This window comes from Pseudonocardia sp., from assembly GCF_025465255.1.
In the GTDB taxonomy this organism is placed as follows: domain Bacteria; phylum Actinomycetota; class Actinomycetes; order Mycobacteriales; family Pseudonocardiaceae; genus Pseudonocardia.
The window spans coordinates 1-21,112 of the sequence record NZ_JAODNI010000131.1 but is presented as its reverse complement, the minus strand read 5'-3'; the positions used below and the strand labels follow the sequence as shown (position 1 = coordinate 21,112).

Below are 21,112 nucleotides of genomic sequence, written 5' to 3'. Positions count from 1 at the left end.
AGCGCCGGTGACGACACGTGCGGCGCAGGCTGCGCTCGCCTCCCGAGCGGTCATCGACCAGGCCCTCGGGGTGATCATGACGCAGCAGAAGTGTTCACCGGGCGAGGCGTTCGACCTGCTCCGTGGGATCTCCCAGAACCGCAACGTCAAGGTCCGTGAGGTGGCCGTCGAGATCGTGACGGCGGTCAGCGGTCGTTCCGCCACCTCGGACGCGCACTTCCGGTAGCCGGCATTCGTCCGCTTCCACGGGCGGCGGGGGACCGGCCACCACGGCGCCGGGCCGGTGTTGGGCCGTTCGCGGCTTGTGGAGCCCCCCGGTGCCGAGGACCGTGTGGGATCCGAGCCAGCTCAGGCCGCGCCCACGGCACGGCCGCCATGGAGGTGCCGCGCCGATGGACACCGTCGTCGACGAGATCGCCCCGGACACCTACCGGCTGTCCACCTATGTGGAACCCGTGGACCTCGTCTTCAACCAGTACCTGCTGATGGCCGAGGAGCCGCTGCTGTTCCACTGCGGGGCCCGGCAGCTGTTCCCATTGGTCGGTGACGCCGTCGCCCGGGTGATGCCGCTGGAGCGGTTGCGCTGGATCAGCTTCGGCCACGTCGAGTCCGACGAGTGCGGATCGATGAACGACTGGCTCGCCGTGGCACCCCGGGCGGAGGTGGTGCACGGCGTGCTCGGTGTCATGGTGTCGCTCGCCGACCTCGCCGACCGCCCGCCGCGCATGCTCACCGACGGCGAGACCCTCGACCTGGGCGGCCGGGTGGTCCGCTGGGTGGACACCTCGCACGTCCCGCACGGCTGGGAGTCGGGGCTGCTGCACGACGAGGGGACCGGCACGCTGTTCTGTGGTGACCTGTTCACCTCGGTCGGGCACCATCCCGCGCTGTCGACCTCGGACCTCGTCGAGCCGGCGATGGTCGCCGAGGACCGGTTCCACGCGACGGCGCTCACCCCGAGCACCGGGCCGACGATCCGCGGGCTGGCCGCTCTCGAGCCCTCGACGCTGGCCCTCATGCACGGCCCGGCGTTCTCGGGCGACGCGGCCGCGGCCCTCGAGGGGCTCGGCGCCTGCTACGACCGACGCCTGGCCGACGCGCTGGAGGAAACCGGCGCGGCCAGGCGGTCGTAGGTCGTCCCAGCGGCCCCGGCTGCGCGCCACCGATGAGTTCTCGGCCGGATCGCGGTCCTCCCCACGAAGCATCCACCCAGGAGGACCCCATGCCCACGTCCCGCACCCTCGATGTCGCCGGCGCGCACCTGCACTACGAGGTCCGCGGCTCGGGTCCGCTGCTGCTGGTTCTCGGTGCCCCGATGTCGGCGGCCCAGTTCGCGCCGCTGGCCGAGGCCATGGCCGCCGACCACACGGTCGTCACCACGGACCCGCGGGGGATCGCGAACAGCACCCTCGACGATCCGGAGCAGGACTCCACGCCGGAGCTGCGGGCCGACGACGTCGCCGCGATCCTCGGCGCCCTCGGCGCCTCCACGGCGGACGTGTTCGGCAGCAGCGGCGGCGCCGTCACCGGGCTCGCCCTGGTCGCCCGCCACCCGGACCGGGTGCGCACGCTGGTCGCGCACGAGCCGCCCGTCACCGAGCTGCTCCCGGAGGCCGCCGAGCAGCGCGCCGTGGTCGAGGACATCATCGCGACCTGCCACGCACAGGGCCTCGGGGCCGCGTTCGGGAAGTTCATGGCCAACGCCGGCTTCACCGGCGACGACCCGGCCGAGCAGGGCGCGCCGGCCCAGCCGATGGCGCCGCCGTCCGCGCAGGACCTGCGCGACGGCGAGCGGTTCCTCACCCACGAGCTGCGCGGCACGACCCGGTTCGTGCCGGACGTCGAGGCGCTGAAGGCCTCGTCGAGCCGGGTCGTGATCGGGATCGGCGCCGCGTCCGGGCACCTGCTCACCTACCGGACGTCGGCGGTCCTGGCCGAGCGGCTGGGGTCGGAGCCGGTCGGGTTCCCCGGCGACCACGGCGGCTTCCTCGGACAGCCGGCGGAGTTCGCCGAGGTGCTGAAGAAGGTGCTGGTCGGCCCGTAGCCCAGGGGGAGACCTGGCGCGAGCCCGAGCCCGCGGGCATCATCCGTTCGCGGGCCCGGCCAGCTCGGCGATGAGCGCCTTCACACGGGTCTCGAGGTCGTCACGGATCGGGCGGATCTCGGCCGCGGTCCGGCCGGCGGGATCGGTGAGGTCCCAGTCGAGGTGGCGCTTGCCGGGGTAGACGGGGCAGGCGTCGCCGCAGCCCATGGTGATGACGACGTCGGCGGCGCGGACGGCGTCGTCGGTCAGGGGCTTGGGGAACTCCCGGGACAGGTCGAGTCCGATCTCGGCCATGACCTCGCGGACCGCGGGATTGACGGTGTCGGCGGGTGCGGAGCCGGCGGAGCGGACGGTGACCGCGCCCCGGGCGTGGTGATGGAGCAGAGCGGCGGCCATCTGGGAGCGGCCGGCGTTGTGCACACAGACGAACAGCACGTCGGGGACGGTCTTCACGAGAGCTCCTCGAGATCGGGCCGACCGGCGCGTGACGTCCAGCGGCGCCGGGCGGCGAGGGAGACGTAGACCAGCGCGACGAGGACAGGGACCTCGATCAGCGGGCCGACGACCCCGGCGAGCGCCTGCCCGGAGGTGACACCGAACGTCGCGATCGCGACCGCGATGGCGAGCTCGAAGTTGTTGCCCGCGGCGGTGAACGCGAGCGTCGCGGACCGCTCGTAGCCCAGGCCGACCGCCCTGGCCAGGGCGAGCGAGCCGAACCACATGATCGCGAAGTAGGCCAGCAGCGGGAGGGCGATGCGGGCGACGTCGAGGGGGCGGGAGGTGACGGCGTCGCCCTGCAGCGCAAACAGGACGACGATCGTGAAGAGCAGTCCGTAGAGGGCGAACGGCCCGACGCGCGGGACGAACGTCTCCTCGTACCAGGTGCGGCCCTTGGCCTTCTCCCCGAACCGGCGCGTGAGGTAGCCGGCGACCAGCGGAATGCCGAGGAAGATCAGCACGGACTTCGCGATCTGCCACGCGGACACGTCCAGGTCGGCCTGGGGCAGCCCGAGCCAGCCGGGAAGCACGGACAGGTAGAACCAGCCGAGCCCGGCGAACGCGATCACCTGGAACACCGAGTTGATCGCGACGAGCACGGCGGCGGCCTCGCGGTCGCCGCAGGCGAGGTCGTTCCAGATGACGACCATGGCGATGCAGCGGGCGAGACCGACGATGATCAGCCCGGTGCGGTACTCGGGCAGGTCCGGCAGCAGCAGCCAGGCCAGGGCGAACATCAGCAGCGGGCCGAACACCCAGTTCAGGACGAGGGAGCTGATGAGCAGGCGGCGGTCGCCCGTGACGGTGCCGAGGCGGTCGTAGCGGACCTTCGCCAGGACCGGGTACATCATGATCAGCAGGCCCAGCGCGATCGGCAGCGAGACGCCGTCGACGGCGATGGCGTCCAGCGCGCTGCCGAGTCCGGGGATCAGCCGCCCGGCGAGCAGCCCGACGACCATTGCGGCGATGATCCAGACGGGCAGGAAGCGGTCGAGGGTGGACAGGCGCTTCGCGACCGGGGCGTCGGCGCCGGTCGTGGGGAGGGCACTCATGCGGGCAGGTCACTTCCGTCGGGAGGGCAGGTGCTGCGGAGCGGCGCGTCGCCGGGGACCAGCACGGTGGCGAGCAGGGCAATGGCCTCGGGCCGGACCCGGTAGTAGACCCAGGTCGCCCGTCGCTCGCTGCGGACCAGGCCGGCGTCGCGGAGCACCTTGAGGTGGTGCGAGATCGTCGGCTGGGAGAGCGCGAACGCCCCGGTCAGGTCGCACACGCACGCCTCGCCGCCTTCGTGGGCGGCGATCAGCGAGAGCAGGCGCAGCCGGACCGGGTCGCCGAGGGCCTTGAACGCCGCCGCCAGTTCGACGGCCTCGTCGGCACTGAGGGCCTGATGGGTCGCCGCGGAGGAGATCAGCAGCGGCAGCGGAATCGACACACGTCTATGTTGACCCTCATCGATGCAGGGCGCAAGCGAGTCCTGCGGGTGTCAGCGTGCGGCAGGCCGGCTTCCGAGCGAGATCCCGACCGGCTCGGCCGCCGCTCCGCAGCATCCGCCCTCGGCCGACGAGTCCGGGTCGTCGAACACCCCCGCGCCACCGCACACGCCGGTCTCGGGCAATACCAGCTCGACCCGCTCCGCGGCCTCCTGGTCGCCGTCGATCGCGGCGGCGATCGAGCGGACCTGCTCGTAGCCGGTCATCGCCAGGAAGGTCGGCGCCCGGCCGTAGCTCTTCATCCCGACCAGGAACACCCCCGGCTCCGGCTGCGCCAGCTCGCGCGCCCCGTGCGGGTGGACCGTGCCGCACGAGTGGACGTTCGGGTCGATCAGCGGCGCGAGCTCCTGAGCGGCCTGCAACGTCGGGTCCAGGTCCAGGCGCACCTCCGAGAGCCAGGACAGGTCCGGGCGGAACCCGGTCAGCACGACCACCTCGTCGACGGGCCGGAGCCGGCGCCCGTCCAGGGACTCGAGCACGAGCCGTTCCCCGACGGGCTCGACGACGGCCGTGCGGAAGCCGGTCACCGTGCTGATGTGTCCGGCCTCGACGGCGGCTGCGGCCCGCGTGCCGAGTGCCCCGCGCGCCGGGAGCTGGTCGGCGTCCCCGCCCCCGAACGTGTCGCCCACCTGGCCCCGCCGCACCAGCCAGTCCACGTGCGTCCCGGGCGCCTCCCGCGCCAGGTCCGCGAACGCGACCAATGCGGTCAGGGCCGAGTGCCCGCTCCCGGCGACGGCGACACGCTTCCCGGCGTACCGGGCACGTGTGACGGGTTCGGCCAGGTCGGGCACCTGATAGGCGATGCGGTCCCGCGCGGCCTTCTCCCCGATTGCGGGCAGCCCGTCCGCGCCGAGCGGGTTCGGCGAGGCCCAGGTCCCGGAGGCGTCGACCACGGCGCGGGCGGCGATCCGCTCCTCGCCCGTCGCCGTCTCGACGTGCACCGTCAGGGGCTCGGTGTCCCGCCCGGCGTCGACGACGCGGTCCCGGCCCCGGCGGGCCACGCCGACCACCCGGGCGCCGTAGCGAACCCGACCGTCCAGCGCGTCGGCGAGGGGTTGCAGGTAGCGCTCGGCCCAATCCTGTCCGGTCGGGTAGGAGTCCGGGTCGGGGTGTCGCCACCCGGTCGGGGCGAGCACCTTCTCCGCCGCCGGATCGACCACCTCGGCCCACCGGGAGAACAGCCGCACCGCGTGCCACTCCCGCACGTGTGCGCCGGCCCGCGCCCCGGCCTCGAGGACCAGCGGGTCCAGTCCCCGTCCGATCAGGTGCGCCGCCGCCGCCAGACCCACGGGTCCGGCACCGACGACCACGACCGGAAGTCCACTCGTCCCCATCAGAACCTCCACGACCAGGGTTTCCATCGATACGGATCGATCCTTCCGGCGGACTGTATCGACGGCGGTCGATTGACGCAACCATCGGTCCGGGTCGATACTCGGCCGCATGAGCGCGAGCCCGTCCGCCCGCCCGATCCCGCTGACCGACGTGTCCGCCCCGCCACCGGCCCAGCTTGGCCCCGGGGACGCCGCGACCTACGCCGAGTGGTTCGCCTGCCTCGCCGAGCCCACGCGCGTACGGCTCCTGCACGCGGTCGCCGTCGCCGGGCGCGCGACGACCGTGGGCGAGCTGACCGCAGAGCTCGGGATCAGCCAGTCCACCTGCTCGCACCACCTGCGGAAACTGGCCGACGTCGGCTTCGTGACGCTGCGCAAGGACGGGACCGCCACCCTGGTGTCCGTCAACCCGGCTTGTTGCACGGGGCTTCCCCACGCGGCCGACGCCGTCATGGGGATGCTCGGCCCGCGCCCCTGCTGCCCCGCGGACGTCCCCGCGGACGTCATCGTCCGCGCCCTCGCGCCCGAGAACTGGCCGGCGGTGCGGCGGATCTACGCCGAGGGCATCGCCACCGGCGACGCGACCTTCGAGACCGACGTCCCGGACCGCCGCGAGCTCGACCGCAGGTGGCTGCCCGGCCACCGCTGGGTCGCCGAGGTCGACGGCGAGGTGGCCGGGTGGACCGCCCTCACCGCGACGTCCGCCCGTCCGGTCTACGTGGGCGTCGCCGAGACCTCGGTCTATGTCGGCGAGGGGCACCGCGGCCGGGGCGTCGGCAAGGCGTTGCTGCACAAGCAGGTCACCGCCGCGGACGAGGGCGGGCTCTGGACCCTGCAGACCGCGATCTTCCCCGAGAACCGGGCGTCGATCGCGCTGCACCAGTCCGCCGGCTACCGCACCCTCGGCGTCCGCGAACGCATCGGACGCCACCACGGGGTCTGGCGGGACACCGTCTTCCTCGAACGCCGCCGCGCGGCCGATCCGAGCTGAGCGCCCCCGGCCGGCATCGGCTGCCGACGCCGTAGCCGGGCTCGGCGCTCCGTCAGCGCGGCGAACCGCTCGGCGGCGGCCCACCGGGTCCACCAGGTCCACCAGGAACGCCGCTCGGGGCGCCGCCGCCGGCGAGCCGGCCTCCGGTGGGGGTGGTGATATCGACGCCTAAGAAGCTCGCCGAAATCCGCGGTGTGCCCGCGAGGAGTCTCACTAGGCCCGGCTCCGGAAGCGGCGTAGCCGCAGGCTGTTGCCCACCACGAACACCGAGCTGAACGCCATCGCCGCTCCGGCGAGCATGGGGTTCAGCAGGCCCGCGGCGGCGAGGGGCAGCGCGGCGACGTTGTAGGCGAAGGCCCAGAACAGGTTGCCCTTGATGGTGTGCAGGGTTCGGCGCGCGAGCCGGATGGCGTCGACCGCGGCACGCAGGTCTCCCCGGACGAGCGTGATGTCCGCGGCCTCGATGGCGACGTCGGTCCCCGTGCCCATCGCCATGCCGAGGTCCGCCCGGGCCAGGGCTGCGGCGTCGTTGACGCCGTCGCCGATCATGGCCACGACCCTCCCGCGCCGTTGCAGGTCCTCGACGACGCCGAGCTTGTCGGCGGGCAGGACGTCCGCGATGACCGTGGCCGGCCCGACGTCGATCCCCACCTCCCGGGCGACGCGCTCGGCGACGGCGCGGTTGTCGCCGGTGAGCAGGACGGGGGTCAGTCCGAGTCCGCGCAGCTGGGCTATGGCCTCGGCCGAGGTCTCCTTCACGGCGTCGGCCACCGTGAGGACGGCCTTCGCCTCGCCGTCCCGGGCGACGACGACCGCGGTGCGGCCCTGCTCCGTCGCGACGCGGGCGGCCTCGGCGAGGTGGTCGGGCAGGCGCCGGCTCCACCGGTCGAGCAGGGAGGGCCGCCCGACGAGCACGGCGTGCCCCTCGACCACGCCCTGGACCCCGAGCCCCTCGAGGTTCCTGAAATCGCCCACCTCGGGCAGCCGGCCCACCTCGTCGACGGCCCCGCGGGCGATGGCCGCGGCGATCGGGTGCTCCGACGCCGCCTCCACCGCCCCGGCGAGGCGCAGGGCCTCGGCCCGGTCGACGCCGTCGGCGGTGACGACCTCCTGGAGCGTCATCCGGCCGGTGGTGACGGTGCCGGTCTTGTCCAGGACGACGGTGTCGACGCGGCGGGTGGACTCGAGCACCTCCGGGCCCTTGATCAGCACGCCCATCTGGGCACCGCGCCCGGTGCCGACCAGCAGCGCGGTGGGCGTGGCCAGCCCGAGCGCGCAGGGGCACGCGACGATGAGCACGGCCACGGCGGCGGTGAAGGCCGCCGCCGCGCCGGCCCCGGTGCCGAGCCAGAAGCCGAGCGTGACCAGTGCGAGCGCGATGACGATCGGGACGAAGATCCCCGAGATCCGGTCGGCGAGGCGCTGGACCTGCGCCTTGCCGGTCTGCGCGTCCTCGACCAGCGTCGCCATCCGGGCGAGCTGGGTGTCCGAGCCGACGCGGATGGCTCGTACCGTGAGCCGGCCGCCGACGTCGACCGTGCCTCCGACGACGGTGTCACCGGCACCCACCTCGACCGGGACGGACTCCCCGGTGAGCATCGAGGCGTCGACCGCGGAGCTGCCGTCGACCACGACGCCGTCGGTGGCGATCTTCTCGCCGGGCCGGACGACGAAGCGGTCGCCCACGGCCAGCCGGTCGACCGGGACCCGTTCCTCGTGGTCGACGCCGTCACGGGTCCGCAGGACCGCCACGTCCTTGGCCCCGAGCTCGAGCAGCGCCCGCAGCGCGGCGCCGGCCCGGCGCTTCGACCGGGCCTCGAACCACCGTCCGGCCAGGATGAACGTGGTGACGCCGGCGGCGACCTCGAGGTAGATGTTCCCGGCGCCGTCGCTCCGGGCGACGGTCAGCTCGAAGGGGTGCGTCATGCCCGGGACGCCGGCCGTGCCGAGCAGCAGGGCGTAGAGCGACCACGCGAACGCCGCCAGGGTCCCCATCGACACGAGGGTGTCCATGGTCGCCGCGCCGTGCCGCAGGTTCGTCCACGCCGCGCGGTGGAAGGGCAGGGCGCCCCAGACGACCACCGGTGCGGCGAGGACCAGCGAGATCCACTGCCAGTAGGTGAACTGCAGCGCGGGCGTCATCGCCATCGCGATCACCGGCACCGACAGGACCGCGGAGACGATCAGACGTGTGCGCAGAGGGTCGTCCGGCCCGGCTTCCGGGTCCCCCGCGTCGTCCGGGCCGTTCCCGTCGGCCGGGCGGGGGAGCCGGGCGGTGTAGCCGGCGGCCTCGACGGCGGCGAGGAGGTCCGCGGGGTCGATCCCGGCGGGGGCGTCGACCCTGGCCTTCTCGGTGGCGTAGTTGACGGTCGCGACGACGCCGTCGAGCTTGTTGAGCTTCCGCTCGACGCGGTTGGCGCAGGACGCGCAGGTCATGCCGCCGATGGACAGCTCGACCTCGCGAACCAGGTCCTTCGCGCGGGCCTCCGACGTGGTGGTCATCGCGCGCCTCCCTCGTGGGTGTGACCGTCCGCGGCCTCGGTGCCGCCGGGGCCGGTGGGGACGGTGGGGACGGTGAACTCGGCGGTGTGGACCGCGCCGCCGTGCTGGAAGTCCAGGAACAGCCGGTACCCGCCGGCCGAGGGCACCTCGGCGACGAAGCGGATCCGGGGCCCGGGCGGCGTGGCGCCGTCCCCGGGGGACCCGTCGGGATGCACGTGCAGGTAGGCGAGGTCGCCGTCGCGCAACGCGACCAGGTGGCCGTAGGCGCCCAGGTAGGGCTGCAAATCGGTGACCGGCCGGCCGTCGCGGTTCACGGTGAGGGTCAGCGGGGACGCCTGGCCGGGGCCGAGCTCGCCGTCGAGCCGGACCTCATAGCCGTCGACCAGCGCCGTCCGCGAGACGGGATGGGTGACGGGGACGTACTCGCCCGCCACGGCGAGGTCGACCCCGAGGGTCGTGGGCTCGCCTCCGGTCGGCACGAAGTCGGCGAACGCCCGGTACGACCCGCCCGCGGGCAGGGTGAGCGGGACGGACCAGGTCCCGTCGGGACCCATGCTCGGGTGCACGTGCTGGAAGGCGGTCGTGTCGCGGCGCACCATGATGAGGTGCAGGCGCTCGGTGTGCGATTCGTCGAAGGCGGTGACGGGTGCGCCGTCGGGCCCGGTGATGCGGAAGGCGAAGTCGTGGGTTCCCGTGGCGGGCGTCGGGTCGGTGGGCGTGAGGGTGTAGCCGCCCCTGCTCGACGCCAGCCCCGCGGGCTGGTCGGTCGCGGCCTCCGCGACGGCGCCGCTGTGGGTGTCCCCGTGTCCGGCGGCCTCGGCGCCGGGCATCCCCGCGTGACCGGCCGGTGCGGCGGGGGAGAGGGGACCGACAGCGGATCCGGTCGCATACGCCCCCAGGGTGAGGAGGACGAGCGCCGCGCCGTAGGCGGAGAGCTTCGCTGCAGTGTCCATGCTCCGTGGTCCTTGCTCGGTGCCTGCTGGTGGATGTCGACCCGGCGGGGCGATCCCCGGGAGGTCAGGACCTGACGAGGCGGGCGATCGCGGCGCTCGCCTCGGCGACCTTCCGGTCGGCGACGTCGCCGCCCTCGGCGACGGCCTCGGTCACACAGTGCTTGAGGTGCTCGTCGAGGAGCCCCAGGGCGACCGCCTCGAGGGCCTTGTTCACCGCGGAGATCTGGGTGAGGACGTCGATGCAGTACTTGTCGTCCTCGATCATCCTGGTGATCCCGCGGACCTGCCCCTCGATGCGGCGCATCCGCCTGAGGTAGGCGGCCTTGTCCTCCGTGTACCCGTTCATGCTGCTCCTCCGGCTCGTCCCGACAGTTTCGAAGATACGGTAGGGGGGTACGGTACGCAAGCAGTTGTCGATGTCTGCGGGTGACAGAGATGGGCGAGCGGAGCCTGATCTCCCCTGATGAGCTGGGTTTCCGAACGCGCGTGGACAGCGGGTGCGAGGACGGGCACGATACCCCCACGGGGTTTCGGTATCACCGAACGAGAGGGATGCGGATGGACGAGTTCGTGCCCGTGCTCGCGGCGCTCGGCGTCGTCGTCGCCGCCGTCCTGCTGCTCTACGGTGCGGCGCGCGTGCTCGCCGTCCGGCCGCCCGCGCTCGAGATCGTGCCGTTCAGCGGCGGTCTCGCGCCGACCGAGCACGCGTTCTCGCGGTTCCACGTCCGGTGGTACCCGGTGACGATGGTCTTCCTGGCCTTCGACATGGAGATGATCTTCATGTACCCCTGGACGCTGGTCGTGTCGCGGATCGGGCCCTCGGCGGTGATCGAGATGTTCCTGTTCCTCGGGATCCTGCTGGCCGGCGTCGTCTACGCCTGGCGGGAGGGCGCGCTGCGATGGACCTGAGACGGCTGCTCCTCCGCCTCGCGGCCGCCCGGCCCCACGTCCTGCTGGTCGCGCTGCCCGGTGCCACCGAGGCGCGGCTGGCGGTGGAGGCCGAGCTCGGCCGGCGGGGTTGGCCCGCCGCGGTCTCCCCGGCGGACGCCGACGTGCTCCTCGTGGCGGGACCGGCCGGTCCGGCGCTGGCCGCGGTCGTCGGCCGGGTGTGGGAACAGATGCCCGAGCCGCGGGTGCGGGTGGTCGTCGAGGTCGTGGCCGACGTGTCCGGGACGCTCGACTCGGCGGCCTCCCAGCTCGCCTCGTGGACGGCCGCGAGGCCCGAGTACGGGGGACCCGGGCCCAGGGAGCAGGAGCACCGGGGGCCCGAACACGGCGGAGACGAGCACGGCGGGCACGGCGGGGGCATGGAGATGCCCGGCGGGCTCCCCATGGCCGACCTCGGCGAGGACCGCGACGGGCTGATGCTCGACCGCCTGCACGTCGCCCTCGGGCCGGTCCTGCCGGACTGGCCGGCGGGGCTCGTCCTGCGCGTCGAGCTCCAGGGCGACGTGATCCAGGAGGCCGAGGCGGAGGTCCTCGACCCCGGACGTGGCGGCTCGTCCCGGGGTGACGTGCCGGCGGCCGAGGACGCTCGTCACGCGGCCGCCAGGCACCTCGACGGCCTCGCGCGGTTCCTCGGCGTCGCAGGCTGGGCCGATCCGGCGGCCCGGGCCCGCAGGCTCCGGGACGACCTGCTCGCCGGCGCCGAACCGGCCGCGGTGCGCGGACAGGTGCACGCGCTCACCGCCCGGGTCCGACGGTCGCGGACGCTGCGGTGGCTCGTCCGCGGCATCCCGGCGGGCGAGCGTGCCGTCGCGGCCCGGCTGGCCGACCGGCTCGCCGCCCTCGACGCCGCGGTCGACGGGGCCCCGCCGGCGCAACCCGGCCCGTCGCGGCCGCCCGACCTCGCCGCGCTGGCCCGCGCGGTCGTCGGAGCCGAGCTCGCGGCCGCGCGCCTGGTCGTCGCGGCCGTGGACCCGGACACCGACCTCGTGGCCGAAGAACGGGGGGCACGGCATGCCTGAGCCGATGTCCGCGCCGGCCGCGCTGCCGCTCTGGTGGGTCGTCGTCCTGCCGTTCCTGCTCGTCGCGGTGGCCGCGGCCGTCGTCGCGGCCGACGCGAGCCTGACGGCCCGCGCCCGTGGGGCCCGGGCCGATGTCCTCCTGCCGGTGCGGGAGGCGGGGCGGCTGCTCGTCGGGCAGCGGCGGCGCACCGTCGCCGCGGACTCCGTGCTGTGGCGGGCCGGCGGCGCGGTCCTCCCCGTCGCCGCGGTCCTGGCCGGGGTGGTGCTGCCGCTCGGGCTCCGGCCGGTGGCCGACCTGTCCGTCGGCGTCGTCTGGTTCAACGCCATGGAGGTGCTGGCCTGGGCCGCCGTCTGGATGGTCGGCTGGGGCCCGAACAGCGCGCTCGGGCTGGTCGGCGGCTACCGGTTCGTCGCCCAGGGCCTCGCCTACGAGCTCCCGCACATGTTCGCGATCATCACCGCCGCGCTCGGCGCGGAGAGCCTGCGGCCGACCGACATCGTCGCCGCCCAGCGGGGTCTCTGGTTCGTGGTGATCATGCCGGTGGCGTTCGTCGTGTACCTGATCTCCGCCACCGCCATGGCCTTCTGGGGTCCGTTCGACGCCCCGGTCGGCCGCGACGTGGCGGGCGGTGCCGCCGCCGAGCTGTCCGGCGTCGACCGGCTCGTGTTCGCCGGCGGCCGCCGGCTGCTGCTCGTGGTCGCGGTGGCCCTGGCGGTGCCGCTGTTCCTCGGCGGCGGCGCCGGGCCGTGGCTGCCCGCCTGGCTGTGGGTGGCGGTGAAGACGGCGGTGCTCCTGGCGCTCGTCCTGCTCGTGCGCAGGCGGTTCCCGACGATCCGCGCGGACCGGTTCACCGAGGTCGCGTGGATCGTCCTGGTGCCGCTGACGATCGTGCAGGCGCTCGTCGTCGCGCTGCTCGTCCTCAACCGGGGAGGTGCCGGATGACCGTGCTCTTCTGGATCCTGGCGGTCGTCGCCGTGGTCGCGGGGTTCGCCGTGTTCCGGCTGAACTCGATGGCGCAGGTGACCTTCGCGTTGCTCGCGTCCTTCCTCGCCGTGGCCGGGCTGGTGATGCTCCTGGGCCTGGGCTACCTCGGCGTGGTGATCGTCCTGATGATGGTCATCGAGATGGTGATCATGGCCGTGTTCATGGTCATGTACATGATGAACCCGGCCGGGCTGATGCCGATGGCGATGTACCACAACAAGTCCGGGTCGATGGCGATCGCGGTCGGCACCTTCGCCGTGCTGGCCGCCGGCATCCTCCTGACGGACTGGCCCACCCGCCGCGGGGCGCCGGCACCGGACCAGACCTTCGCGCTCGGCGAGGCGCTCATGGGCGGGCAGATGCTCACGATGATGACGCTCGGGGTCACCCTGTTCGCCACGATCGTCGGCACCGTCGTGCTGGCCACCGCGCGTGGCCGGTACGACCGGTTCGGCGACGATCTCGACCGCCGCCGCGCCGACGACCCCGCCGGAGGTGGGCCGGGATGACGCTGCAGCTTTTCCTGCTCGCCGCGGCCGGCCTGTTCGCGATCGGTCTCTACGGCGCGCTGTCCCAGCAGTCGATCGTGATGCTGATGATGGGGCTGGAGCTGATGCTCAACGGGGTCATCCTCGCGGCGGCCGCCCTCTGGTTCTTCCTGGCCCCGGACGGGACCGACGGCCCCGTGCTGATCGTCGTCGTGGTCACCGCGATGGCGATCGAGATGGCCGCCGGGTTCGCCGTCGCCACCGCGATCTACCGCGCCCGCCAGGTCGACATGACCGACGCCGCCGCGGACCTGAAGGGCTGAGCCGTGCTGCTGTGGTGGCTGACCGGGGCCCCGCTCGTGGGCGGCGCGCTGCTGGTGCTCGCCGGGTTCGGAGCGCGGTCCGGCCGGTTCGCCGCGCCCGCCGGCGTCCTCCTCGGTTCCGGCGTGCTGGGCCTGGCCGTCGCGGCCGCCGTCCTGCGGCCGGCCGCGAGCGCTCCGCTGCTGAGCGGGATCCCGGTGGGTCTGGCGGTCGACGGGCTGTCGGCGGTGCTCGTCGTGACGGTGGCGGTGGTGCTGCTCGCGGTCCTGGTGTTCGCGGCGGGGGAGCCGGAGCTGCGGCGCCCGCGGTTCGTCGGAACGGTCCTGGTCTTCGCCGGGGCGATGCTGGTGACGGTCACCGGGACCACCGTCGCGCCGCTGCTCATGGCCTGGGAGGTCATGGGCGCAACGAGCTGGGCGCTGATCGCGTACCACTATCGGGACCCTGCGGCCGTCGGCGCGGCCCGGACCGCCTTCCTCACGACACGGGCCGCGGACCTGGGCCTCTACCTGGCGGCGGGCGCGGCGCTGGCGGGCGGCGTGAGCACCCTGGCCCTGGCCGACCTGCCGGCCGTCGGGGGAGCGTGGGTGCACGTGGCCGCTGCCGGGGTCGTCGTGGCGGCGCTGGGCAAGTCCGCGCAGCTGCCGTTCAGCTTCTGGCTCTCCGGCGCGATGCGGGGGCCGAGCCCGGTCTCCGCGCTGCTGCACTCCGCGACGATGGTCGCGGCCGGCGCCTACCTGCTGCTGCGGGTCGCGCCGTTGCTGGACGTAACCGGGTGGGCCGGGCCGCTGGTCGCCTGGGTCGGGGCCGCGACGGCGGTGCTGCTCGGGCTCGTCGCCGTCGCGCAGTCCGACCTGAAGCAGCTGCTGGCCGCGTCGACCTGCGCGCAGATCGGGTACATGGTGCTCGCCGCCGGCGTCGGCGGGGTCCCGCAGGGGGCGCTGCAGCTCGTCGCCCACGCGGCCACGAAGAGCCTGCTGTTCCTCGCGGCCGGGGCGTGGCTGGTCGCGCTGGGTACCCGGCAGCTCGACGGGCTGCGGGGCGCGGCCCGCCGGTTCCCGCTGGTCGGGGCGACGTTCACGATCGGCGCGCTGTCGCTGGCGGGAATCCCGCCGCTGTCGCTGTGGGTCGGGAAGGACGCCGTGCTCGCGGCGGTGCTGGAGCGCTCGGTGGCCTTGTACGTCGTAGGGCTGGCCGGCGCGGTCGTGGCGGCGGTGTACAGCATGAAGGCGCTGTGGTTCGTGTGGCAGCCCGCGGAGCCGGGGGAGCCGGTGCACGAGCAGGAGCCCGCCGGCCGGGTCGCCGGGCTCATGGCCGCCCCCCTCGTGCTGCTCGCCGTGCCCGCGGCGCTGACGGGGGTCGGCGCGCTGGTCGGCGGACCGGGGCCCGGCGCCGTCGAGCTCGCCGTCTCGGCGGTGCTCGCCGTCGTCGCCGCAGCAGCGACGTGGGCGGTGCTCTCCCGGCGCCGGGGGGCCGGGCGGGAACCTTCCGGGCCGGCCCGCGTCTATCGGGGATCCGGGCTCCTCGCGAGCTGGCTCGGTCTCGAGCGTGTCGCCCGCACCCTGGTCGCCCGGCCCACCGTGGCCCTGGCGTCGGCCCTCGCCCGGTTCGACGACGACGTGCTCGGCCGGGCCGTCGACGGCTCCGCCCGCGCCGTCGTCCGGCTCGCGGGACTGCTGGACCGGCGCGGCGAGTCCGCCGTCGACGGCGTCGTGGGTGCGGTCGCGGACGGAGCCCGCACCCTGGGCAGGTGGGCGCGCCGCCCCCAGACCGGCCAGCTCCACCAGTACCTCGCCCAGCTCTCGGTCGGCGTCGCCGCCCTGGCCGCGCTGGCCCTGCTCGTGATCGTCGTGAGGTGACCCCGCCGTGCTGTCGTTGATCGTCTTCTGGCCGGCCCTGGTGGGCGCGGTGCTGCTGTGCCTGCCGGCCCGGCTTTCGGCGCGGCTGTTCGTCGGCGTGTGGATCGCGGCCGGGGTCGTCGACCTCGCCCTGGTCGTCGCGGTGTGGCTGCGGCTGCCCCGGCAGGGTTACGGGTTCGAGGAGCGGCTGCCCTGGATCCCGAGCGCGGGGATCTCCTACCACCTCGGCGTCGACGGGCTGTCCCTGCCGCTGCTCGCGCTCACCGCCGTGCTGTTCCTCGCGTGCGCCGTGTTCGCGCTGAGAGAGACCCGCCGGGTCAAGTCCTACGTGGTGCTGTTCCTGGCCCTGCAGACGGTGAGCTCGGGGCTGTTCGCGGCGCTCGACCTCATCCTGTTCTTCCTCTTCTTCGACCTGTCGATCGTGCTGATGTACTTCGTGATCGCCGGGTGGGGGCACGGCGAGCGGGCCCGGGCGGCGGCGCTGAAGTTCTTCCTCTACACGTTCCTCGGCTCGCTCGCGCTGCTGCTCGGCATCATCGCGCTGTTCCTCGCCGCCGTACCGCACACGTTCGACATCCCGGCCCTGGCCGCCGCGAATCCGCTGGCGGGCGGCGGTCTCTACGCGGGCCTGACCCTGCTGGCGCTCGGCGTCGGCCTCGCGGTGAAGACCCCGACGGTGCCCTTCCACACCTGGCTGCCGCCCGCGCACACCGAGGCGCCCGCGACCGGCTCGGCGATCCTCGCCGGGGTCCTGCTGAAGATGGGCGCCTACGGTTTCGTGCGGATCGCGATGCCGCTGCTGCCGGCCGGCTGGCGGCAGTACGCACTGGTGGTCGTGATCGTCGGGGTCGTCTCGGTGGTGTACGGCGCGCTCGTCGCCCTGGCCCAGACCGACGTCAAACGCATGATCGCCTACACCTCGATCAACCACATGGGCTACGTGGTGCTCGGCGTGGGCGCGGCGGGTCTGGTGGCCGGGAGCGACGTGCAGGCACGCGCGCTCGCCACGACGGGCGCCGTCACGCAGATGGTGTCGCACGGCCTGATCACCGGCGCGCTGTTCCTGCTGGCCGGGGTGCTGCACGAGCGCGGCGGGACGTACGACATGCGGGCGTACTCCGGCCTGGCCGCCCGCACCCCGCGGTTCGCCGCACTGTTCGCCGTCGCCGCGTTCGCCTCGCTCGGGCTGCCCGGGTTCTCCGGGTTCATCGCGGAGTTCCAGGTCTTCACCGGGGCGCTCGGCGCGGCGCCGGTCCCGACCGCCCTGGCCGTCACCGGCATCCTCGTCACGGCGGCGCTGTTCCTGCTGGCGCTGCAGCGGCTGTTCCTCGGTCCGCTGCGGACACCCGACGCCCCCGGCGCGCCGCGTCCTCTCCCGGATGTCCGGGTGAGCGAGGCGCTGGCGGTCGCACCGCTGCTCGCGCTCGCGCTGGTGATCGGGATCCTGCCGCGCTTCCTGCTCGACGTGATCGAGCCCGCCGCGCGGGGCCTCGTGGAGCTGGTGGCGCGATGACCGGCATGAACGAGAACCCGCTGGCGCTGCTCCCGGAGCTGTTCCTGCTCGGCGGCGCGGTCGCCGGCCTGCTGCTCGGATCCTGGTTGCCGCGCAGGCGCCAGGGCCTGGTCCGGTGGCTCGCGACGGCGGCCGCCGGGGGCGGGCTGGTCGGCACGGCGTTCGCTCGGCAGGGCGAGACCGTGTTCGGCGGCGCCTACGCCGTCGACACGGCGACCACGGCCACCCGCGCGATCGTTCTGGTGTCGGTGCTGCTCGCGCTGTGGCTCTCGGCGGACGCGGTCACCGGACACCGCCGGGAGACCGAGTTCGCCGTGCTCGTCCAGCTCGGCGGCCTCGGTGCGGTCGTCATGGCCGGAGCGAACGACCTGCTGCTGCTCTTCGCCGCGTTCCTGCTGGCCAGCGTCCCGTTCTACGCGCTCGTGGGCTGGGCCGGGGACGCGCGCGCGACCGAGGCGGCGATGAAGTACTACCTGTCCGGCGCGTTCTCCGGGGTCGCGATGATCACCGGTTTCGCCCTGCTCTACGGGGCGGGCCGGGCGACCGCCTACCCGGCCCTGCGCGACGGGCTGGCCCCCGCGCCGGCCGCGCTCGCGGCCGTCGGGCTGGTCGCCGTCCTGGCCGGACTGGCCTTCAAGGCGGGAGCGGTCCCGGCCCAGTTCTGGGTCCCCGACGTCACGGACGGAACCCCCGCGCCCGTCGCCGCCGTCGTCACCACGATCCCGAAGGTCGGTGCCCTCGTCGGCGCCTACCGGCTCCTCGACGTCGCCGTGCCCGCTGACGTCGTCGCCTGGCCCGTGCTGCTCGCGGTGCTGGCCGCGGCGTCGATGACCCTGGGCAATCTGGCCGCGTTCTTCCAGACCTCCGTCCAGCGGCTGCTCGCGTACTCGACGATCTCGCAGGTCGGCTACCTGCTCATGGCCGTCGCGGTGGCGGGCCGCGCACCGGGGGCGCTCCCGGGCCTGCTGTTCTACCTCGCCGGCTACGCGGTGACGAACCTCGGCGCCTTCGCCGTGGTCGCCGCCCTGCCCCGGGCCCGCACCCTGGACGACGTCCGAGGCCTCGCGAGGCGGTCCCCCCCGCTGGCCGGAGCACTGGTGGTGTGCCTGCTCGGGCTGGTCGGGACGCCACCGACCGCCGTGTTCCTCGGCAAGCTGACCCTGTTCACCGCCGCCGTCGACGGCGGGATGGCCTGGCTGGCCGTCGTCGCGATCGTGAACACGGTGGCCAGCGTCTTCTACTACCTGCGCTGGATCGCGCCCGCCTTCCGGGCCGAGGCCGGGGACGGCGCCGAGCAGCCGGTCGCCCCGCGGGCGACGGTGGTCGCGGTGCTCGCCGCCGCGGTGTCGGTGCTGCTCGGGATCGGGGGCGGGGCGGTGCTGCCGCTGGTCACCGGGGGTCTCGCGTCGTGACCGGCGGAGCGGGTTCCGGGGTCTCTCGGCGCGGTGCCGCGGTCACTGTTCGTGGCGGGCGGTGAGTGCGGCGATGGCGGCGGTGATGGTGGCTTCGGCGGCCGCCTTGTCGAGGCCGGCACCGGCCAGCGTGCCGGCGCCGTCCTCGAGTTCGAGCAGGGCGAGCAGGATGTGCTCGGTCCCGATGTAGCTGTGTCCCATGCGGAGCGCTTCGCGGAACGTCAGCTCCAGCGCCTTTCTCGCCTGCGGGTCGAAGGGGATGAGGTCGGGTACCGGGTCGGCCGCGGGAGGCAGGGTGGCCGTGACGGCCTGCCGCAGGGTGTCGAGCGGGACGTTCTGCGCGACGACGGCTCGTGCGGCGAGGGCCTCGGGCTCGTCGAGCAGCCCCAGCACCAGGTGTACGGGGCTGATCCGGTCGTTGCCGGCGGTGCGTGCCTCGTTCTGGGCGGCCATGACGACGTTCCGCGCCCGTTCGGTGAACCGGCTGAACCCCTGGCCCGGGTCGAGATCGACGGCGTCGGGCCCGGAGGCCTTCGGGACGAAGCGTTTCTGAGCCGCTTGCTTGGTGACGCCCATGCTCTTGCCGATCTCGGTCCACGAGGCTCCCGAGCGGCGGGCCTGGTCGACGAAGTGCCCGATGAGGTGATCGGCGACGTCGCCGAGGTGGTCGGCGGCGAGCACGGCGTCGGAGAGTTGGTCGAGTGCGTCGGTGTGGACGTTCTTGATCGCCTCGATCAGGTCGTCGAGCCGGACGGGGTTGCTCATGCGCACTGGGTCCACCATACGTCAACCCTAGGTTGACGATTCCTTCCTCGTCAACTCCAGGTTGACGGCAAGAGGCGCGATGGATTGTGCTCCATTCAATAGCGTTATTGATCCGGCGACGTACCCGCGCGAGCGTGAGTGGCCTGTGTTCGGTGACCGGAGGCAGCGAGACCTGCCCCGGGTCCCTGGCAAAGCGGTTCTTGGCGTGGCGGGCGCCGGGGGCCACGATGAGACGCATGTCGGCCGCCTGGGTCCTCGACGAGGACGACGCGCTGGAGCTGCTCGCCTACCTTGTCACCGCCGCCCGTACCCAGGTGGACGAAGCCGCCGAGTACGGCCCGATGCGGCTGCTCACGGCCGCACACCGGCTCGCCGAGAAGATCGACTCCCGGTCGTCGGACGGGACGGGCGCGCTGGTGGACGGCCCGCTGCGGAGGATGCCGTTGTTGGCCGTGCCTCGGGACGACCGCGACGGCTACGTGGCTCGCCTGGACGAGGTGTGCCGCTCCGTCGCGGAGCTCCTCGTCGCGCGGTACGCGTCGGCCTCGGCGACGACGGGCCCGGTGTGACCGATCCCGTGCTGGCCGCCATCCGGAGCCGTCGCGTGGTCCGGGCGATGACGGAGGAGCCGGTCGGACGCGACACCGTCGAGGCGGTCCTCGACGCCGGCCGTTGGGCGCCCACCGCCGGGAACCGGCACCTCCAGCGATTCGTGGCGACCGTCGATCCCGGCACGCTCCGGGTGCTGCGCATGGTGTCGCCGGGGATGATCCAGCGCCCGACGGCGGCGGTGACGATCTGCGTCGACCGGGCCTCGGCGGAGGCCTACGGATTCCGGCCGGACGCACCGGGACTGTCCGTCGACGTCGGCACCGCCGCCGCGACCATGCTGCTCGCCGCGCACGCCCTCGGTGTGGGCGCCGGCCCGGTGAGCTCGTTCAGCCGCGCCGCGGTGGGAGTGGTGCTGGCGTTGCCCGCGGGATGGGTCCCGGAGCTCATCGTCTGTCTCGGCCATCCGGAAGCGGTCCAGCCTCCGGCGCTGAACCCCCGGCGTGCGCTGGGCTGGCAGGACCTCACGACCTGGGTCCCTGCGGAGTGAGCGGTCGCCCGCGCACCCTCGCCTGCACTCACGACGGTGCCGGAGTGCACGGGGTCATCAGCAAGGTGCACTTCGGCGCGTGACCCGCCGACGACGGTCCACGCCGTCGTGGCGGTCAGGTCGCCGTCGGTGGTTCGTCCGTCGTCGCACCCGGGCAGCTCTCGAGGTGCCGGGAGAGGGCGCGGACGAGGCCCTCGTCGCTGAACGCGATGACCCGGGCCTCGGCGCACCACGGGCAGGTCCGTGTCAGGCCGGGTGCATGTGGTGGCGTGTTCACCAGCGGCAGCCTAGGCGCGCCGGTCGGCCGGAGCCCGTCGTCCGGGCGAGCGTCACATCGTGGCGCTCGTGACGAGTCATGTCCGTCACGCGGCGTCCTCTCCGAATCCGCTGGTCCGACTGGTCCGCCTGGATCGTCCAGCGGACGGGCGGCGCTGTGCACAACCAGTATCGCGCCGAGGTCGGGACGCCCGCACTGACGTGGGACGACTCGCTCGCCAACCCGGGGCCGGTCGATCTCCGGACCGACAACTGGTACCCGTGGGCCACTGCTCCCAGATGGTGTGGTGGCGCACCACCGAGCGGGTCGGCTGCGGGGCGTCCCCCTCGACGCGGTTCTCGGGCAATGTGGTGCTCGCCTGCCGGTACTCCCCGCCGGACAACTACGACGGACAGGCGCCCTGTTGAGGCGACCCGGTCGTCCCGCGTCGGTCAGCCGGCCCAGGAAGACCCGTGCTGTCCGGCTCGGGCCGGTGAGTCGCGGCCCACGCGCCGATGAGTTCCGCCTGTGCGTCTGGTCTCTATTGCGACCACACACGCCGCACCCTGTGAACGGAGCCCTCCGATGACCTCGACCGCCGCCGTCCCCGTCACCTCCCGCGCCGCGAGCGCCGT

23 protein-coding genes are annotated in these 21,112 nt (G+C 73.9%); 14 read left to right on the top strand and 9 right to left on the bottom strand.

Annotated features, from left to right (window positions below; genetic code table 11):
* Positions 1-7 precede the first annotated feature (7 nt).
* The 3 genes from JWP64_RS16170 to JWP64_RS16160 all read left to right on the top strand — a co-directional run bounded on the left by JWP64_RS16170 (position 8) and on the right by JWP64_RS16160 (position 2,044).
* Entirely contained in the window at positions 8-226 is a 219-nt protein-coding gene (locus tag JWP64_RS16170) for an ANTAR domain-containing protein (protein ID WP_297497429.1), read from the top strand.
* 166 nt (positions 227-392) lie between these two features.
* On the top strand, positions 393-1,133 hold the full coding sequence (locus JWP64_RS16165) for a hypothetical protein (RefSeq protein WP_297497426.1): 741 nt from the start codon (positions 393-395) through the stop codon (positions 1,131-1,133).
* A gap of 89 nt (positions 1,134-1,222) precedes the next feature.
* The gene (locus JWP64_RS16160; protein WP_297497423.1) at positions 1,223-2,044 is read left to right on the top strand and encodes an alpha/beta hydrolase; all 822 of its coding nucleotides are present in this window, start codon (positions 1,223-1,225) and stop codon (positions 2,042-2,044) included.
* A gap of 39 nt (positions 2,045-2,083) precedes the next feature.
* On the opposite strand, the gene JWP64_RS16155 is transcribed toward JWP64_RS16160, so the two are convergent.
* Genes JWP64_RS16155 through JWP64_RS16140 form a run of 4 tightly spaced genes read right to left on the bottom strand, consistent with a single transcriptional unit; the run spans position 2,084 to position 5,393 of the window.
* A complete protein-coding gene (locus tag JWP64_RS16155) occupies positions 2,084-2,497 on the bottom strand; it encodes an arsenate reductase ArsC (protein ID WP_297497420.1) in 414 nt (137 codons plus the stop codon).
* Positions 2,494-3,594 (bottom strand): ACR3 family arsenite efflux transporter, encoded by a 1,101-nt coding sequence (gene arsB / locus JWP64_RS16150; protein WP_297497417.1) that lies wholly within the window; start codon positions 3,592-3,594, stop codon positions 2,494-2,496. Before arsB ends, JWP64_RS16155 begins: the two co-directional genes overlap by 4 nt.
* Positions 3,591-3,974: a metalloregulator ArsR/SmtB family transcription factor gene (locus tag JWP64_RS16145; RefSeq protein ID WP_297497413.1), complete on the bottom strand. Its 384-nt coding sequence runs from the start codon at positions 3,972-3,974 to the stop codon at positions 3,591-3,593. Before JWP64_RS16145 ends, arsB begins: the two co-directional genes overlap by 4 nt.
* Positions 3,975-4,025: 51 nt before the next feature.
* Complete coding sequence (locus JWP64_RS16140; protein WP_297497410.1) at positions 4,026-5,393, bottom strand: NAD(P)-binding domain-containing protein; 1,368 nt, start codon at positions 5,391-5,393, stop codon at positions 4,026-4,028.
* 82 nt (positions 5,394-5,475) lie between these two features.
* On the opposite strand from JWP64_RS16140, the gene JWP64_RS16135 reads away from it, so the two are divergent.
* Positions 5,476-6,357: a metalloregulator ArsR/SmtB family transcription factor gene (locus JWP64_RS16135; RefSeq protein WP_297497407.1), complete on the top strand. Its 882-nt coding sequence runs from the start codon at positions 5,476-5,478 to the stop codon at positions 6,355-6,357.
* Between the two features lie 213 nt (positions 6,358-6,570).
* On the opposite strand, the gene JWP64_RS16130 is transcribed toward JWP64_RS16135, so the two are convergent.
* The 3 genes from JWP64_RS16130 to JWP64_RS16120 form a co-directional block, all read right to left on the bottom strand.
* Positions 6,571-8,859: a heavy metal translocating P-type ATPase gene (locus tag JWP64_RS16130; RefSeq protein ID WP_297497404.1), complete on the bottom strand. Its 2,289-nt coding sequence runs from the start codon at positions 8,857-8,859 to the stop codon at positions 6,571-6,573.
* The gene (locus JWP64_RS16125; protein ID WP_297497401.1) at positions 8,856-9,812 is read right to left on the bottom strand and encodes a hypothetical protein; all 957 of its coding nucleotides are present in this window, start codon (positions 9,810-9,812) and stop codon (positions 8,856-8,858) included. The genes JWP64_RS16130 and JWP64_RS16125 overlap by 4 nt, the downstream gene beginning before the upstream one ends.
* A gap of 64 nt (positions 9,813-9,876) precedes the next feature.
* Entirely contained in the window at positions 9,877-10,158 is a 282-nt protein-coding gene (locus JWP64_RS16120; RefSeq protein ID WP_297497398.1) for a metal-sensitive transcriptional regulator, read from the bottom strand.
* A 212-nt stretch (positions 10,159-10,370) separates the two neighbouring features.
* Between JWP64_RS16120 and JWP64_RS16115 the strand changes: the two genes are divergently transcribed.
* From JWP64_RS16115 to JWP64_RS16080, 8 genes are read left to right on the top strand one after another with little or no spacing between them, the layout of a single operon-like run.
* A complete protein-coding gene (locus tag JWP64_RS16115) occupies positions 10,371-10,721 on the top strand; it encodes an NADH-quinone oxidoreductase subunit A (protein ID WP_297497395.1) in 351 nt (116 codons plus the stop codon).
* A complete protein-coding gene (locus JWP64_RS16110; protein ID WP_297497392.1) occupies positions 10,712-11,779 on the top strand; it encodes a hypothetical protein in 1,068 nt (355 codons plus the stop codon). The genes JWP64_RS16115 and JWP64_RS16110 overlap by 10 nt, the downstream gene beginning before the upstream one ends.
* Positions 11,772-12,722 (top strand): NADH-quinone oxidoreductase subunit H, encoded by a 951-nt coding sequence (locus JWP64_RS16105; RefSeq protein ID WP_297497390.1) that lies wholly within the window; start codon positions 11,772-11,774, stop codon positions 12,720-12,722. The genes JWP64_RS16110 and JWP64_RS16105 overlap by 8 nt, the downstream gene beginning before the upstream one ends.
* On the top strand, positions 12,719-13,273 hold the full coding sequence (locus JWP64_RS16100; RefSeq protein WP_297497387.1) for an NADH-quinone oxidoreductase subunit J: 555 nt from the start codon (positions 12,719-12,721) through the stop codon (positions 13,271-13,273). The genes JWP64_RS16105 and JWP64_RS16100 overlap by 4 nt, the downstream gene beginning before the upstream one ends.
* Positions 13,270-13,575, top strand: a complete 306-nt coding sequence (locus JWP64_RS16095; protein WP_297497384.1) for an NADH-quinone oxidoreductase subunit K — start codon at positions 13,270-13,272, stop codon at positions 13,573-13,575. Before JWP64_RS16100 ends, JWP64_RS16095 begins: the two co-directional genes overlap by 4 nt.
* 3 nt (positions 13,576-13,578) lie before the next feature.
* Positions 13,579-15,432, top strand: a complete 1,854-nt coding sequence (locus JWP64_RS16090) for a proton-conducting transporter membrane subunit (RefSeq protein WP_297497382.1) — start codon at positions 13,579-13,581, stop codon at positions 15,430-15,432.
* A 7-nt stretch (positions 15,433-15,439) separates the two neighbouring features.
* Complete coding sequence (locus tag JWP64_RS16085; protein WP_297497379.1) at positions 15,440-16,945, top strand: NuoM family protein; 1,506 nt, start codon at positions 15,440-15,442, stop codon at positions 16,943-16,945.
* Positions 16,942-18,357 carry an NADH-quinone oxidoreductase subunit N gene (locus tag JWP64_RS16080; protein WP_366890050.1) on the top strand — a complete coding sequence of 472 codons (1,416 nt, stop codon included), beginning with the start codon at positions 16,942-16,944 and terminating at the stop codon, positions 18,355-18,357. The genes JWP64_RS16085 and JWP64_RS16080 overlap by 4 nt, the downstream gene beginning before the upstream one ends.
* 42 nt (positions 18,358-18,399) lie before the next feature.
* Here JWP64_RS16080 and JWP64_RS16075 read toward each other — a convergent pair whose 3' ends face one another.
* Positions 18,400-19,122, bottom strand: a complete 723-nt coding sequence (locus JWP64_RS16075; protein ID WP_297497376.1) for a Clp protease N-terminal domain-containing protein — start codon at positions 19,120-19,122, stop codon at positions 18,400-18,402.
* 236 nt (positions 19,123-19,358) lie between these two features.
* Between JWP64_RS16075 and JWP64_RS16070 the strand changes: the two genes are divergently transcribed.
* Both JWP64_RS16070 and JWP64_RS16065 read left to right on the top strand, forming a co-directional pair.
* The gene (locus tag JWP64_RS16070; protein ID WP_297497373.1) at positions 19,359-19,691 is read left to right on the top strand and encodes a DUF6092 family protein; all 333 of its coding nucleotides are present in this window, start codon (positions 19,359-19,361) and stop codon (positions 19,689-19,691) included.
* A complete protein-coding gene (locus JWP64_RS16065) occupies positions 19,688-20,221 on the top strand; it encodes a nitroreductase family protein (protein WP_297497370.1) in 534 nt (177 codons plus the stop codon). The genes JWP64_RS16070 and JWP64_RS16065 overlap by 4 nt, the downstream gene beginning before the upstream one ends.
* Positions 20,222-20,336: 115 nt before the next feature.
* On the opposite strand, the gene JWP64_RS16060 is transcribed toward JWP64_RS16065, so the two are convergent.
* Positions 20,337-20,498, bottom strand: a complete 162-nt coding sequence (locus tag JWP64_RS16060; protein ID WP_297497367.1) for a hypothetical protein — start codon at positions 20,496-20,498, stop codon at positions 20,337-20,339.
* Between the last annotated feature and the right edge of the window lie 614 nt (positions 20,499-21,112).

Coding starts and splice junctions, on each gene's coding strand:
- JWP64_RS16165 (WP_297497426.1), top strand. CDS start 393: ATGGACACCGTCGTCGACGAGATCGCCCCGGACACCTACCGGCTGTCC.
- JWP64_RS16160 (WP_297497423.1), top strand. CDS start 1,223: ATGCCCACGTCCCGCACCCTCGATGTCGCCGGCGCGCACCTGCACTAC.
- arsB (WP_297497417.1), bottom strand. CDS start 3,594: ATGAGTGCCCTCCCCACGACCGGCGCCGACGCCCCGGTCGCGAAGCGC.
- JWP64_RS16140 (WP_297497410.1), bottom strand. CDS start 5,393: ATGGAAACCCTGGTCGTGGAGGTTCTGATGGGGACGAGTGGACTTCCG.
- JWP64_RS16135 (WP_297497407.1), top strand. CDS start 5,476: ATGAGCGCGAGCCCGTCCGCCCGCCCGATCCCGCTGACCGACGTGTCC.
- JWP64_RS16130 (WP_297497404.1), bottom strand. CDS start 8,859: ATGACCACCACGTCGGAGGCCCGCGCGAAGGACCTGGTTCGCGAGGTC.
- JWP64_RS16125 (WP_297497401.1), bottom strand. CDS start 9,812: ATGGACACTGCAGCGAAGCTCTCCGCCTACGGCGCGGCGCTCGTCCTC.
- JWP64_RS16120 (WP_297497398.1), bottom strand. CDS start 10,158: ATGAACGGGTACACGGAGGACAAGGCCGCCTACCTCAGGCGGATGCGC.
- JWP64_RS16115 (WP_297497395.1), top strand. CDS start 10,371: ATGGACGAGTTCGTGCCCGTGCTCGCGGCGCTCGGCGTCGTCGTCGCC.
- JWP64_RS16110 (WP_297497392.1), top strand. CDS start 10,712: ATGGACCTGAGACGGCTGCTCCTCCGCCTCGCGGCCGCCCGGCCCCAC.
- JWP64_RS16105 (WP_297497390.1), top strand. CDS start 11,772: ATGCCTGAGCCGATGTCCGCGCCGGCCGCGCTGCCGCTCTGGTGGGTC.
- JWP64_RS16100 (WP_297497387.1), top strand. CDS start 12,719: ATGACCGTGCTCTTCTGGATCCTGGCGGTCGTCGCCGTGGTCGCGGGG.
- JWP64_RS16095 (WP_297497384.1), top strand. CDS start 13,270: ATGACGCTGCAGCTTTTCCTGCTCGCCGCGGCCGGCCTGTTCGCGATC.
- JWP64_RS16080 (WP_366890050.1), top strand. CDS start 16,942: ATGACCGGCATGAACGAGAACCCGCTGGCGCTGCTCCCGGAGCTGTTC.
- JWP64_RS16075 (WP_297497376.1), bottom strand. CDS start 19,122: ATGAGCAACCCCGTCCGGCTCGACGACCTGATCGAGGCGATCAAGAAC.
- JWP64_RS16070 (WP_297497373.1), top strand. CDS start 19,359: ATGTCGGCCGCCTGGGTCCTCGACGAGGACGACGCGCTGGAGCTGCTC.